Origin of the sequence: Pandoraea pulmonicola, from assembly GCF_000815105.2 — a bacterium.
In the GTDB taxonomy this organism is placed as follows: domain Bacteria; phylum Pseudomonadota; class Gammaproteobacteria; order Burkholderiales; family Burkholderiaceae; genus Pandoraea; species Pandoraea pulmonicola.
The window spans coordinates 5,257,193-5,270,572 of sequence record NZ_CP010310.2; the positions used below are offsets into that span (position 1 = coordinate 5,257,193).

Here is a 13,380-nt window from a genome sequence, read left to right on the forward strand (position 1 = left end):
GCCGATTCCGCGGGACCGCCCGCCGGCAAACCCGCAGGCAGAGTGCAACATGACCGAACTCGAATTCAAATCGCTGGCCAATCAGGGCTACAACCGCATCCCGCTGATCGCCGAGGCGTTCGCCGACCTCGACACGCCGCTCTCGCTCTACCTGAAGCTCGCGCTGGGCGACCGTCGCGGCGCCAACACCTTCCTGCTCGAATCGGTGGTGGGCGGTGAGCGCTTCGGGCGATACTCGTTCATCGGCCTGTCCGCGCACACGCTGCTGCGCAGCTTCGGCCCGAAGACCGAAGTCGTGCGCGACGGCACCGTCGTCGAGACCCACGAAGGCGATCCGCTCGACTTCATCACCCGGGTCCAGGCGCGCTTCAAGGTGGCGCTGCGCCCGGGCATGCCGCGCTTCTGCGGCGGTCTGGCCGGCTACTTCGGCTACGACGCCGTGCGCTACATCGAGAAAAAGCTCGCGCGCACCACGCCGCGCGACGATCTGCACCTGCCCGACATCCAGTTGCTGCTCACCGAAGAGCTAGCCGTGATCGACAACCTGACGGGCAAGCTCTACCTCATCGTCTACGCCGACCCCACGCAGCCCGAAGCCTATTCGAAGGCGCGTCTGCGTCTGCGCGAACTGCGCGCACGTCTGAAGGCGCCGGTCGATGCACCGGTGACCTCGGGCAGCGTGCGCACCGAGACGTTCCGCGAATTCGCCAAGCCCGACTATCTCGCAGCCGTCGCCAAGGCGAAGGAAGCGATTGCCGCCGGCGAGCTCATGCAGGTGCAGGTCGGCCAACGGCTCATCAAGCCTTACCGCGACGCCCCGCTCTCACTCTATCGCGCGCTGCGCTCGCTCAACCCGTCGCCGTACATGTACTTCTACAACTTCGGCGACTTCCAGGTCGTGGGCGCCTCACCTGAAATCCTCGTGCGCCAGGAGCGCCGCCAGACGCCGGACGGCGAGCACGAGATCGTGACGATCCGCCCGCTGGCCGGCACGCGTCCGCGCGGCGCCACGCCGGAGCGCGACGCCGAGCTCGCCACCGAGCTGCTTGGCGATCCGAAGGAAGTTGCCGAACACGTCATGCTCATCGATCTCGCACGCAACGACGTGGGCCGCATCGCACAGACGGGCACCGTCGAAGTCACCGACAAGATGGTCATCGAGAAGTACTCGCACGTTCAGCACATCGTGAGTTCGGTGGAAGGCCGACTGCAACCGGGCTTGTCGAACATCGACGTGCTGCGCGCCACCTTCCCGGCCGGCACGCTCACCGGCGCGCCGAAGGTGCGGGCGATGGAGCTGATCGACGAGCTCGAGCCAGTCAAGCGGGGCCTGTACGGCGGCGCCGTGGGCTACCTGTCGTTCGGCGGCGAAATGGACGTGGCCATCGCGATCCGCACCGGCGTCATCAAGGACGGCAACCTGTACGTGCAGGCCGCTGCCGGCATCGTGGCCGACTCGGTGCCCGAATCGGAATGGCAGGAAACGGAGAACAAGGCGCGCGCCGTGCTGCGTGCGGCCGAGCAGGTGCAGGACGGACTGGACGCCGAGTCCTGAGCGAACCAGCGGGCGGTCGTCGCAGAATCGTCGAGCGACCAAGGCCGTCCGCGCAAATTCTTGCGAAAAAGGCCAAGAAGACGCCTGAAACGCCTCGATTGACCGCTTTTTACGACGCCCCGCCCACGGCACCCCATGGTTACTGCTACAATCGACGCCACTATGAAGTCGTACCTGTCTTCCCCCCTCCTCTGGTCGCCCCTGACCGCCGCCCTGCGCTGGTGGCGGTAACCCGCCACGTCCATCTCATCCCCATAGCGTCCTCCCCCGCGGACACGCCAACTCGATGTGGGGGCACGTTCAGGGGGAATTCGCAAATCTCATGCGTTCGACAATCCTTTGTCACCAGACGAACAGGGACCATCATGCTGCTGATGATCGACAACTACGACTCGTTTACCTACAACATCGTCCAGTACTTCGGTGAATTGGGCGAAGACGTGCGCGTCTTCCGCAACGACGAGATCACGCTCGACGCGATCGCCGAACTCTCTCCCGAGCGCATCTGCCTCTCGCCCGGCCCGAGTTGCCCGGCCAACGCAGGCATCACGCTCGACGTGCTCAAGCGCTTCGCCGGCCAGATTCCGATTCTCGGCGTCTGCCTCGGCCATCAGGCCATCGGCGAGGCGTTCGGCGGCAAGGTCGTGCGCGCCCAACAGATCATGCACGGCAAGGTAAGCGAGATCGAAACCACGCAACAAGGCGTGTTCGCCCACCTGCCCAAGCGCTTCACCGTCACGCGCTATCACTCGCTCGCCATCGAGCGCGCGACGCTGCCCGACTGTCTCGAGATCACCGCGTGGACGGACGACGGCGAAATCATGGGCGTGCGCCACAAGACGCTCGATGTCGAAGGCGTGCAATTCCACCCCGAGTCGATCCTGTCGGAGCATGGTCACGCCGTGCTGCGCAATTTCCTGCAAGCCGCGCCGCGCGCCGCGCAAGCTGCCTGACCCCACGCACGCCACACCGGGCCAGGAACCCCGGGACAGAGGAGAACCGCATTCCATGATTACCGCACAAGAAGCCCTGCAGCGCACCATCGAACACCGTGAGATCTTCCACGACGAGATGCTCCATCTGATGCGTCTCATCATGAAGGGCGAGATTTCGCCGGTCATGTCGGCGGCCATCATCACCGGCCTGCGCGTGAAGAAGGAAACCATCGGCGAGATCGCCGCGGCCGCGCAAGTCATGCGCGAATTCGCCAATCATGTCGAGGCGCCGGCCGACCAGCACTTCGTCGACATCGTGGGCACCGGCGGCGACGTCTCGCACACGTTCAACATCTCCACGGCATCGATGTTCGTGGCTGCCGGCGCCGGCGCGAAAGTCGCCAAGCACGGCAACCGCGGCGTGAGCTCGAAATCGGGTAGCGCCGACGTGCTCGAAGCGCTGGGCGTGAACATCATGCTCTCGCCGGAGCAGGTCGCCGAATGCCTGCGCGAAGTCGGCATCGGCTTCATGTTCGCGCCGAATCATCATCCGGCCATGAAGAACGTCGCCGCGATCCGCAAGGAAATGGGCGTGCGCACGATCTTCAACATCCTCGGCCCGCTCACCAATCCGGCCGGCGCGCCGAACCAGCTGATGGGCGTGTTCCACCCCGATCTGGTCGGTATCCAGGTGCGCGTGATGCAGCGTCTCGGCGCGGAGCACGTGCTCGTCGTGTACGGCAAGGACGGCATGGACGAAGTCTCGCTCGGCGCGTCCACGCTGGTCGGCGAATTGAAGGACGGCAAGGTCACCGAGTACGAGATCCATCCGGAGGACTTCGGTCTGCAGATGGTGAGCAACCGCAGCCTGAAGGTCGGCAGCGCCGAAGAATCGAAGACCATGCTGATCGAAGCTCTCGACGACACGCCCGGCACCGCGCGCGAAATCGTGGCGCTCAACGCGGGCACGGCGCTGTATGCGGCGAACCGCGCGGCCTCGATCGGCGACGGCATCAAGATGGCGCGCGAGTCCATCGCGAGCGGCGCCGCGCGCGCGAAGCTCGACGAGTTCGTCACGTTCACGCAACGCTTCAAGGCTTGACGTCATCGCGCGCGCGAGCGCGGCTGGTGCCGCGCTTCACGGCGCCGGCCCCTTTGGCGCGCTGACGCACACTGACGCGCACCACCCGACACATTAACGAAGTCCGAATTTCCCGATTGCCATGTCCACCGTTCTCGACAAGATCCTGGCCGTGAAGGCCGAAGAAGTCGCTGCTGCGAAGCGCGTCCGTGACCTCGCGAGCCTACGCCGCGACGCCGAAGCGAGCGTTGGCGACAGCGCGCTTCGCACGCGTGATTTCGTGGGCGCGCTGCGCACGAAGGTCGACGGCGGCCTGCCCGGCGTGATCGCCGAAATCAAGAAGGCCAGCCCGTCGAAAGGCGTGATTCGCGAGAACTTCGTGCCGCCACAGATCGCCGAGTCGTATCAGCGCGGCGGCGCCGCTTGCCTGTCGGTGCTCACCGACGTGCAGTTCTTCCAGGGCTCGCCCGAGTATCTGAAGGCGGCGCGCGCCGCGTGCGACCTGCCGGTGCTGCGCAAGGACTTCATGATCGACGCCTACCAGGTGTACGAGGCGCGCGACATGGGCGCCGACTGCATTCTGCTCATCGCGGCCGCGCTGGAGCTCGTGCACATGCGCGAACTCGAAGCGCAGGCGCACGAGCTCGGCATGGCGGTGCTCGTCGAAGTGCACAACGGCCGCGAACTGGATGCCGGACTGGAGCTGCGCACGCCGCTGCTGGGCATCAACAACCGCAATCTGCATGACTTCGAAGTCACGCTGGACACGACGCTGGACCTGCTCAAGCACATCCCGGGCGATCGCCTGGTGGTGACCGAGTCGGGTATCCTGTCGCGTGACGACGTGACGCGCATGCGCGCGGCCAACGTCAATGCCTTTCTCGTCGGCGAAGCCTTCATGCGCGCGCCCGAGCCGGGCGACGCCCTCGCCACGCTGTTCGACATGCCTCGCTGACTCGCCGACGCGAGCCACGCCAAGCGATCGATGGCGCGGCGTCCCGCCCGGGATGCCGCCCGCTGCCGCAGCCGGCAAGGCGCGTCGCACCGGCGCGGTATCGCGCCGGCTTGACCGTCCGACGCCCCTCACAGGAGCGGCCCGTGGCCATCGAACGCGAACTCAAACTTGCCCTGCCGGGCGACCTTCCCATTCAGCGCACCGATGCGCTGATCGCTCATCTCGACCGTCTGCCCGGTGCGCAGGCCCGCGGCGAGCGCCATCTCGTCAATCGCTACTTCGATACGCCAATGCTGGCGCTCTCGCACGCCAAGGCCGCGCTGCGCCTGCGCTATGTCGCCCGCGACGGCCACCCGGGACAATGGCTGCAGACGCTCAAGTCGGTGGGAGAGGCGCGCGACGGATTGCACGTCCGTCATGAATGGGAGCAGGCGGTCAAGGGCGAAGCGCTGGAGCTGCCGCAACTGATCGCGGCGTGCGACGTGCCCGCCACGGCGGACATCCTGCGCGCCGAGGGCGCAAACGTGGTGGCGCAGTTCGAAACCAATTTCGTGCGTCGTCTGTGGCGCTACGTGGCAGGCGACGGCACGGTCGTGGAAATTGCGTTTGACCGGGGCGACGTCACCGTCGAAGCCGATGGCCGGCGACACACCGAACCGCTGCTGGAAGTGGAACTCGAACTGCTCGACGCCCCAGACGACGACCGCAACGGCCAGGGCGAGCGCATTCTCCAGGCGCTGGCGCAGGATCTGCGGCAGGTGCTGCCGGAGTTGCGCAGCGACGACGTCAGCAAAGCGCAACGCGGTTACCGGCTGCATCAGAAGGTGTTCGGCGGATGAGCGTTGTCGTGCGCAAGGTGTTGCCCTGAGCACTCCGCCGACAGTCTTGTCGGTCTTTCGCCAAACGCCCCGCACACGCCATCGACGGATTTTTCCGCAGCGAACTTCATTCACCGACTTCATCCGAGCAACGCATGGCAACACGTTCAGGCAAGCCTTCTTCGAAGACCCCGTCGGCAAATCCCGACGAACGGCAACGCTCGCTTTTCGACGACCCCGCACCGGCATCGCCCTCCGTGAGCGATAGCGATCCGGCAAGCTCGCCCGCGACGGCCCCCCGCAAACGCGGACGTCCGCCGAAATCGGGCGCGACGCCAGCATCGCCCACTCGAACGACCAGACCGCGGCGTGTCGCGGCGGACGACACCGCCGGCAAGCACGAAACTCGCGTCGAGGGTGCGCTCGAGGGACGCGTCGAAGACCAGTTCGAAACGCTGCCCGCCGCGTGGCAATCGCTGATCGCCCCGTTCGTGGCAAGCGACGCCTACGCGCCGCTGTGCCGCTACGTCGATGCGGAGGTCGCGGCGGGCAAGACCGTCTATCCGGCGGACATCTTCCACGCGTTGCGCATGACGTCGCCCAAAGACGTGAAGGTCGTCATCCTCGGACAGGATCCCTATCACGGCGACGACAATGGGATCGCGCAGGCGCACGGCCTGGCGTTCTCGGTGCAGCGCGGTGTGCGTGTGCCGCCGTCGCTGCGCAACATCTACAAGGAAATCGAGCGGGATCTGGGGATCGCGCCGCCGTCGCATGGCAATCTCGACGCGTGGGCGAAGCAGGGCGTGCTTCTGCTCAACACGACGCTGACCGTCGAAGCCGGCAACGCCGCGAGCCACGCCAAGCCGTTCAGGACGGGAGGATGGCAGGCCTGCACCGACACGCTGCTGTCGGGACTCGCCGCGCAGCAGGGGCCGCTGGTGTTCATGCTGTGGGGCAGCCATGCGCAGGCAAAGACGCCGCTGCTCGCGGGTCACGGCCATCTGCTGCTCGAAGCGCCGCATCCGTCGCCGCTATCGGCGCATCGCGGCTTTCTCGGCTGCGGCCACTTCAGCGCCGCCAATGCGTTCCTGGAACAGCACGGCAAGACGCCGGTCGACTGGCGCGTGCCTGAGTGATTTCGCGTCGGCGCGTGCAGCGCGTCGGCATGTCCGCCGGTGTGTGGCCGACGCCATCGTTGATCGGCGAACCCGGCAGGTCCCGATCACTCGCCCGGGCACGTCAGCGTGCCCATGGCGCCTTGCTGATAGCGACGCGTGAGCGCGACGAGTTCGCTCTCGTCACGCGCGGCAAAGTTACCGCGATAGACCACCGGCTCGCCGAGCGGCTCGCCACCGGCGAGCATCAGGCGGGCGCCGGCGCGTCCGGCCAGTTGCCATTCGCCGGGGGGGAGGAGCAACGCTTGTGCTGCGCCGCCTTCCGCGCGCAACGCGTGGCTGGCCAGTGCCGCATCGCCACACACCATCATCGCGATCCAGCGACGCCCGTCGCACGGTATCGCCAGCGTGCGCAGATCGTCCTTGCGCCAATCGAGCTGCAGCAGTGTCGTGCGCTCGCGTTGCTCACCTTGCTCGTCTTCGTCGCGCACCACGCGGCGCTCATCCCACTCGCCGCAAATCAGTGTCATGTCCAACGCGCCTTCCCGCCAACGCGGCATCGCATCGGCACGCACCACCGTCTGCACGGGCGCGCCGTGCGCGTGACGTCCCGCACGATTGACGATCATGCGCACGCCGCGCGCGACCGCGCTGGCGTGCTCGGGCAGTTCTTCGTGCACCGTGCCGCAGTTCGTGTCGAGCCAGAGCAGATCGCCGGGGCGCACGACATCGTCGCCGCCGTGTGCGTGACGACATCGCATCGCCGTCGTCGCATCGGGAAAGAGGTAGGTCGCCACGGCGCAACCCGCATGAGGATGCGGAGGAATGCAGGCGCCCTGGCGGCGGAAGACGTCGATCGACAGAAACGGATCGGTCTCGTCGACCTGATCGAAAACGCCCGCTCCCGCGGCCGCGGCACAGCGGCCGGGACGGGAGACAGTAAGCACGCGCGGCATGGCCTTCGCGTCGGCATGGGCGGCCGGACGCGTCGGACGCGAATGCTGGGGCGTCGGATAGGCCATGGGGAGCGCCTGCGCGTGCGGGAGACTTCGTATGAACCGGTCGTGCAGCCTGCGACTTACAGCGCGGCGATGGCTTCACGCGCCGTCGCGAAGCCGGCAGCCGCCGATTCCGGACCGCGGGCCAGACCTTCGGCGAAGATGAACGTCACGTCCGTCATGCCGAGGAAGCCGAGAATCGTCTTGAGGTACGGCGTCTGGCTGTCGGCCGGCGTGTCCTTGTAGTTGCCGCCGCGGGCGAACGCCACGATCACCTTCTTGCCCTGGATCAGGCCTTCCACGCTGCCGTCTTCGCGATAGCGGAAGGTCACGCGGGCGCGGGTGATCCAGTCGAAGTACGCCTTCAGTTGCGTCGGCACCTGGAAGTTGTACAGCGGCACGCCGAACACGACATAGTCGGCTGCCTGGATTTCGGCGATGAGCGCATCGCTGCGGGCGATGATGGCGTTCTGTTCCGGCGAACGCTGCTCTTCCGGCGTGAAGAAGGCGCCGATCACGGCTTCGTCCAGGTGCGGCACGCCGTCGGCGAGCAGATCGCGCACGACGACCTTGGCGCCAGGGTTCTTGGCCACCAGTTGGGCAACCGTTTCGTTGGCGAGCGTGGTCGAATTGGCGCCTTGCGAGCGGGCGGCGGAATTGATTTGGAGAATCGTGGTCATTTCGGTGGCTCCTGAGCCTGGGGGTTCGAAAATCCGTGCGCATCGGTGCCCGTCTCGGGATCGCCATCAGTTGCGCGTCGGCTTGGAATGAATTCTAGTTACCCCCAAAAATGAAACAAGCCGGTAAAATCGAATTGTTTGTTCCCTTTTTGGAACAATGGTTTTCCCGTCTCTTTCCCCCCTTTCCCGCCTTTTGGCGGTGCCGCATGCCCGCGTCACCGAGGAGCGCCTGCGATGATTGACGACCTGAACGACATGCTGATCTTCGCCGAGGTGGTGCGCTCCGGCAGCATCACACGCGCGGGCGAGCGGCTCGATCTGCCCAAGGCTACGGTCAGCAGACGGCTCTCGCGGCTCGAGGCACGCCTTGGCACCAAGCTGCTGCACAAGACCACGCGGCGCCTCGAACTGACGGAAGTCGGCGAGGCCTATTACGAACGGTGTCTGCCGATTCTCGAAGAGGTGGAGGAGACGCGCGACTTCGCATCGCAACTGTCGAGCAAACCGCGCGGACGCCTGCGCATCACCGCGCCGGCGGACTTCGCGGCGCAATGGCTCGCCGTGCCGCTCGCGACGTTCTGCGCGGCGTATCCCGAAATCGCGGTCGACGTGGATCTGAGCTCACGCCACGTGGACCTGATCGCCGAACGGGTCGACGTCGCCATTCGCGCGGGGCAGCTCTCGGATTCCACACTGGTGGCGCGGCCGCTGCTCAAGCTCACGCGCAGTCTCTATGCGAGTCCGTTGTATCTGAGTGCGACGGGGCTGCCCGCCGCGCCCGACGAACTCGAGGGCCATCGCTTCGTGATGCTGCAAGGCGCGCGACGCCTGTTCAACAGCGACACGCTGCACAAGGGACGCCAGCGCGTGGACATCGCCATGCACGGGGCGATCCAGGTCAACAGCATGGGGATGGTCAAGGAGATGGCGCTCGCGGGCAGCGGCATCGCCGCCCTCACGGATATTTTGGCCGAGGATGCGTTGCGCACCGGCCGTCTCGTCAAGGTCCTGCCGGAGTGGTCGCTGCCGACGAGCCCGGTGCATCTCGTCACACCCTCGCGGCGCTTCCTGCCGCGCAAGACGCAGGCGTTCATCGAGCATATGCTTGCCGTCGCGAGAACCTGTCCCGAAGAAAATCGCGACCCGAGCGTGCCCGGCCCTTCGGATGGCGAAACGCCTCGCATTTAGCGAGGCGTTTACATGACGCATCGTCAAACGCGGGCAGCGATCGGCCGCCGCCCGACCCGCGCGTTCGCTCTCTCAGGCACTCAACCACTTCTCGCGACGCTGTGCAGCCGCACGGTCACGCGACTCCGCAATGCGGTACTGCGAGATCTCCGGCGCGTCCAACGTGAGCGGCGTCTCGCGCAGCTCGTCGCGACGGAACGCATGCACCGTCACGCGATCACCGGGACGATAGCGTCCGAGCAGCTTGTCGAGATTGCCTGAGGTCACACGCAGGCCGTCGATGGCGATGAGCGTGTCGCCCGCCGACAGGCCGGCCGCTTGTGCCGCACCGCCGTCGAGCACCTGCGCCAGCGTGAGTTCGTCGCCGCGTTTCGTCGTCTTCGCGCCCAGGGCCGGGCGCCCGTTCTCGGGCGTCACCGGCTCCAGCGTCAGCCCCACGCGCGCGAGCAGCGCGGCGAGCGGCAAGTCGCGCGTGCCGTTGATCGCCGTGGCGAAGAACTCAGACAGATCGAGCCCCGAGACTTCCTCGAAGAGCGGTTGCACGGCGTCTTCTTCGATGCCGACCGGCGTGCCGCGATAGAAGTCGCGGCCGTAGCGCTGCCACAGTGCGCGCATGATGTCGTCCAGCGACTTCTGCCCGCGCGTCTGCGAACGGATCGTCAGATCGAGCGCCAACGCAACGAGCGAGCCCTTGGTGTAGTAGCTGACGATGGCATTCGGCGCATTTTCATCCTGACGGTAATACTTCGTCCAGGCGTCGAACGAGCTCTCGGCCACGGTCTGCTTGAGACGGCCGCTGCCGCGCAGCACGTTCGCCACCGTCTTGGCGACGAGCTCGTAGTACGCGCCCGGTTCGATCACGCCGCTACGCACGAGCATCAGATCGTCGTAATACGACGTGAAACCCTCGAACAACCACAGCAGACGCGTGTAATTCTCCGCGTCCAGCGCATACGGTGCGAACGCCGCCGGCTTGATGCGCTTGACGTTCCACGTGTGGAAATACTCGTGGCTCACCAGGCCGAGAAAACCGCGATAGGCGTCGCTCATGCGCGCCTGGCCCTGTACCGGCAGATCGTTGCGGCTTGCAAGCAATGCCGTGGACGCGCGATGCTCCAGACCGCCGTAGCCGTCGCCGGCGGTCATCAGCAGGAACACATAACGCGACATCGGCACGCGCGAGCGTGCGCTTGCGCCCGGCTCGAACAGACGGATCTGCGCCTCGCAGATCTTCTTCATGTCGCGCAGCAGCCGGTCCAGATCCAGATTCGGCACCGGGCCGGTGATCGCGACCTCGTGCGTCACGCCGCAGGCCTTGAACGTGCCGTGTACGAACGTCCCCATCTCGACCGGCGAATCGATGAGCTCGTCGTAGTCGACGGCCAGATAGCGGCCGAAATCGAGCGCCGCCGTGCCTTCGGCCGGGGCCAGCGCGGTGGCCACGCGCCACGCCTTGAAGGCGGCGCCGCGCGGGCGCAGGATGTCGACCTCGCAAGGCGAACGCTCCTGCCCTTCGACGCGCAGGAACACGCTCGTGCCGTTGAAGAAGCCGTGCGTGTCGTCCAGATGGGCGGCGCGCACCGACAGGTCCCAGGCATACACCTCGTACGTCACGATCAGCGTGCCCTTGCACGGCGCGGCCTGCCACGTGTGCTTGTCGAGCTTGTCGAGGGCGACCTTGCGGCCGCGGCACGTCGCGCCGATGGTCACGATGTTGCGTGCGAACTCGCGCACCATGTAGCTGCCCGGTATCCACGCGGGCAGCGTGAAGCGCTGACCTTCGGGTGCGGGATTCGAGACCGTCACCGTCACTTCGAACAGGTGGGCGGCGGGCGACTTCGGAACGATCGCATACCGGATCGCGGACGGGGCGGGTGCGGCGGAGGGGGCTTTCATGACGTGGCGGCTTCTTGTTGTTGCGGGATGGCTCGGGCGCGGCTCGGCTGCCGGTTACTTGACGTTACTTGAGCGCGGCCAGTGCCTTCTCCAGCTCTTCGGCGGGCACGGCGCCCGGCAGGCGACGACCGTCCGTCAGAATGATCGTCGGCGTGCCCGTCACGTTGTACTGGCGGCCCAGCGCGACGTTCTGCTGGACGGCGGCGTCGTCGCACTTGGCGCCGGCGGTCGGCGGGGCCTTCTTGTCGAGCATCCAGTCATGCCATGCCTTGAGCTGATCGGGTGCGCACCAGATCTGCTTCGACTTGGTCTCCGAGTCCGGGCCGAGCACCGGGTACAGGAAGGTATAGACGGTGATGTTGTCGAGCTTCGACGTCTTGAGCGTCTCTTCGAAGCGCTTGCAGTACGGACAGTTGGGATCCGAGAACACGGCGATCTTGCGCGCGCCGTTGCCCTTCACGTACTTGATCGCACGGTCGAATGGCAGCTTCGCGAAGTCGACCTTGTTGAGCTCCGATTGACGCGCTTCGGTCAGGTTCTGGCGCGTCTTTGTATTGATGAGGTTGCCGAGGAGCACGTATTGCGCCTTCTCGTCGGTGTAGACGATCTCGCCGCCCACGGCCACTTCGAACAGCCCCGGCACGGGCGTACGCGCCACCGACTTGATCGGGGCGTCGTCGCCGAGGGTCTTCTGCGCGGCGGCCTTCACGCGGTCGAGCGTGGCGTCGGACTTGTTCTGCGCGACGGCGGACGTCGTGGAGGTCGCGAAACAGACGGCCGCCAGACCCAGCGCCGTGAGCCCGGTAAGCGTGGTAAGCGCCACGGCGCGATAACGTTGCAACATCGAATATCTCCGGAAGTGAATCGATCGAGAGGCGCGAGACGCGTTTGCAATGCAGGCCGCAAACCCGGCAACGTCGCCCTGTGAGTCAGCCCAGGGCGCGGCCGATCAGGAACTTCTTGACGAATGGCAGCATGTTCACGCTGTCGAGGCCCGCGTTGCGCACGAACTTCGCGAGTGGACTGTTCATCGAGAACAGCTTGTGCAGTCCGTCGGTGGTGAGCGCCATGCTGCCGATGTCCTCCTTGCGAGCGCGCTCGTAGCGTCGCAGCACAGCCGCATCGCCGCAATCGCGGAACGATTCGCGCCCGGCCAGTGCGTCGCCGAGCGCGGCGACATCGCGCAGGCCGAGGTTCATGCCCTGCCCCGCGAGCGGATGCACGACATGGGCGGCATCGCCGACGAGCGCCACGCGCGGCGCAATCAGGCGCTTGGCGTGTGCGAGCACCAGCGGAAAACCCTGGGCGCGCTGTGAGACAGGCGTCAACGCGCCGAGTTCACCGCGCGAGAACGTGCCGACGCGCTCGGCGAGGTCTTTGGGATCGAGCGCAAGCAGTTGCTTGGCGTGCGCATCGGCGGCCGACCACACCAGCGAAACGTGCTGATCGGGCAGCGGCAGCAGCGCGATGATTTCCCCGTCGTGGAACCATTGAAAAGCGGTGTCGCGATGGGCCCGTTCGGCGCGGAAGTTGCACACCACGCCCAACTGTTCGTAGGAACGCACCGATCCGTCGAGCCCTGCCGTGCTGCGCACCCACGAGTGCGCGCCGTCGGCGCCGACCACGAGCGAGGCGCGCAGCGTCTTGCCGTCCGACAGACGCACCGAGGCGGCCGCGGCATCGACTTCGAGCGCTTCGGCGCGCGCGTCGATCCATTGCACCTGCGGCGAGAAGCGCAGCGCGGCATCGAGCGCGCGTTCGAGGTTGGACGATTCCGCGATCCAGGCCAGTTGAGGCACGGCGGCCTGGTAGGCGGAGAAGTGCAGGCTGCCGCGCTCGTCGCCGAACACTTCCATGTCGTAGACGGGGCACACGCGCGCCGGATCGACGGCCTGCCACACGCGCATGCGCTCGAACAGCGCCTGCGAGCTGGCCGAGAGCGAGTAGATGCGGGCGTCCCACTTGTCGGCGCCCGCGCCCGGGGCGGCGGCGGCCGGCTGGGCGAGCAATGCGACGGACAGGCGGGCCTGCGAGAGCAGGAGGGCGGCGGCCTTGCCGACCAGGCCGCCACCGACCACGATGACGTCGTGCGTTTGGCTGGGGGGTTGCGTGAATGACATGCGGCGAATGCAGCGCCAGCGCCGGAATCGCGCGAG

At 66.5% G+C, this 13,380-nt stretch carries 12 protein-coding genes; 7 read left to right on the plus strand and 5 right to left on the minus strand.

Annotation, left to right across the window (positions count from 1 at the left end; translation table 11 throughout):
* The first annotated feature begins 49 nt into the window (after positions 1-49).
* The 6 genes from trpE to RO07_RS22660 all read left to right on the plus strand — a co-directional run bounded on the left by trpE (position 50) and on the right by RO07_RS22660 (position 6,483).
* A complete protein-coding gene (gene trpE, locus RO07_RS22635) occupies positions 50-1,555 on the plus strand; it encodes an anthranilate synthase component I (protein WP_039406081.1) in 1,506 nt (501 codons plus the stop codon).
* 365 nt (positions 1,556-1,920) lie between these two features.
* The gene (locus RO07_RS22640) at positions 1,921-2,508 is read left to right on the plus strand and encodes an anthranilate synthase component II (protein WP_039406084.1); all 588 of its coding nucleotides are present in this window, start codon (positions 1,921-1,923) and stop codon (positions 2,506-2,508) included.
* Positions 2,509-2,563: 55 nt separating this feature from the next.
* The gene (gene trpD / locus RO07_RS22645; protein WP_039406087.1) at positions 2,564-3,592 is read left to right on the plus strand and encodes an anthranilate phosphoribosyltransferase; all 1,029 of its coding nucleotides are present in this window, start codon (positions 2,564-2,566) and stop codon (positions 3,590-3,592) included.
* 121 nt (positions 3,593-3,713) lie between these two features.
* Entirely contained in the window at positions 3,714-4,526 is an 813-nt protein-coding gene (gene trpC / locus RO07_RS22650; RefSeq protein WP_039406089.1) for an indole-3-glycerol phosphate synthase TrpC, read from the plus strand.
* Positions 4,527-4,669: 143 nt separating this feature from the next.
* Positions 4,670-5,365 (plus strand): CYTH domain-containing protein, encoded by a 696-nt coding sequence (locus tag RO07_RS22655; RefSeq protein ID WP_039406091.1) that lies wholly within the window; start codon positions 4,670-4,672, stop codon positions 5,363-5,365.
* Between the two features lie 134 nt (positions 5,366-5,499).
* Positions 5,500-6,483: a uracil-DNA glycosylase gene (locus tag RO07_RS22660; protein WP_039406093.1), complete on the plus strand. Its 984-nt coding sequence runs from the start codon at positions 5,500-5,502 to the stop codon at positions 6,481-6,483.
* A gap of 86 nt (positions 6,484-6,569) precedes the next feature.
* Here the strand turns inward: RO07_RS22660 and RO07_RS22665 are convergent, their stop codons facing one another.
* Both RO07_RS22665 and RO07_RS22670 read right to left on the minus strand, forming a co-directional pair.
* Complete coding sequence (locus tag RO07_RS22665; protein ID WP_039406094.1) at positions 6,570-7,484, minus strand: pirin-like C-terminal cupin domain-containing protein; 915 nt, start codon at positions 7,482-7,484, stop codon at positions 6,570-6,572.
* Positions 7,485-7,540: 56 nt separating this feature from the next.
* Entirely contained in the window at positions 7,541-8,140 is a 600-nt protein-coding gene (locus RO07_RS22670) for an FMN-dependent NADH-azoreductase (protein ID WP_039406096.1), read from the minus strand.
* 234 nt (positions 8,141-8,374) lie between these two features.
* Between RO07_RS22670 and RO07_RS22675 the strand changes: the two genes are divergently transcribed.
* Positions 8,375-9,328, plus strand: a complete 954-nt coding sequence (locus RO07_RS22675; protein ID WP_052266811.1) for a LysR family transcriptional regulator — start codon at positions 8,375-8,377, stop codon at positions 9,326-9,328.
* A gap of 72 nt (positions 9,329-9,400) precedes the next feature.
* Here the strand turns inward: RO07_RS22675 and RO07_RS22680 are convergent, their stop codons facing one another.
* The 3 genes from RO07_RS22680 to RO07_RS22690 form a co-directional block, all read right to left on the minus strand.
* Complete coding sequence (locus RO07_RS22680; RefSeq protein ID WP_052266812.1) at positions 9,401-11,224, minus strand: M61 family metallopeptidase; 1,824 nt, start codon at positions 11,222-11,224, stop codon at positions 9,401-9,403.
* A gap of 64 nt (positions 11,225-11,288) precedes the next feature.
* Positions 11,289-12,068, minus strand: a complete 780-nt coding sequence (locus tag RO07_RS22685; RefSeq protein ID WP_052266813.1) for a DsbC family protein — start codon at positions 12,066-12,068, stop codon at positions 11,289-11,291.
* An 85-nt stretch (positions 12,069-12,153) separates the two neighbouring features.
* Complete coding sequence (locus RO07_RS22690; protein ID WP_039406098.1) at positions 12,154-13,344, minus strand: UbiH/UbiF family hydroxylase; 1,191 nt, start codon at positions 13,342-13,344, stop codon at positions 12,154-12,156.
* Positions 13,345-13,380: the final 36 nt, after the last annotated feature.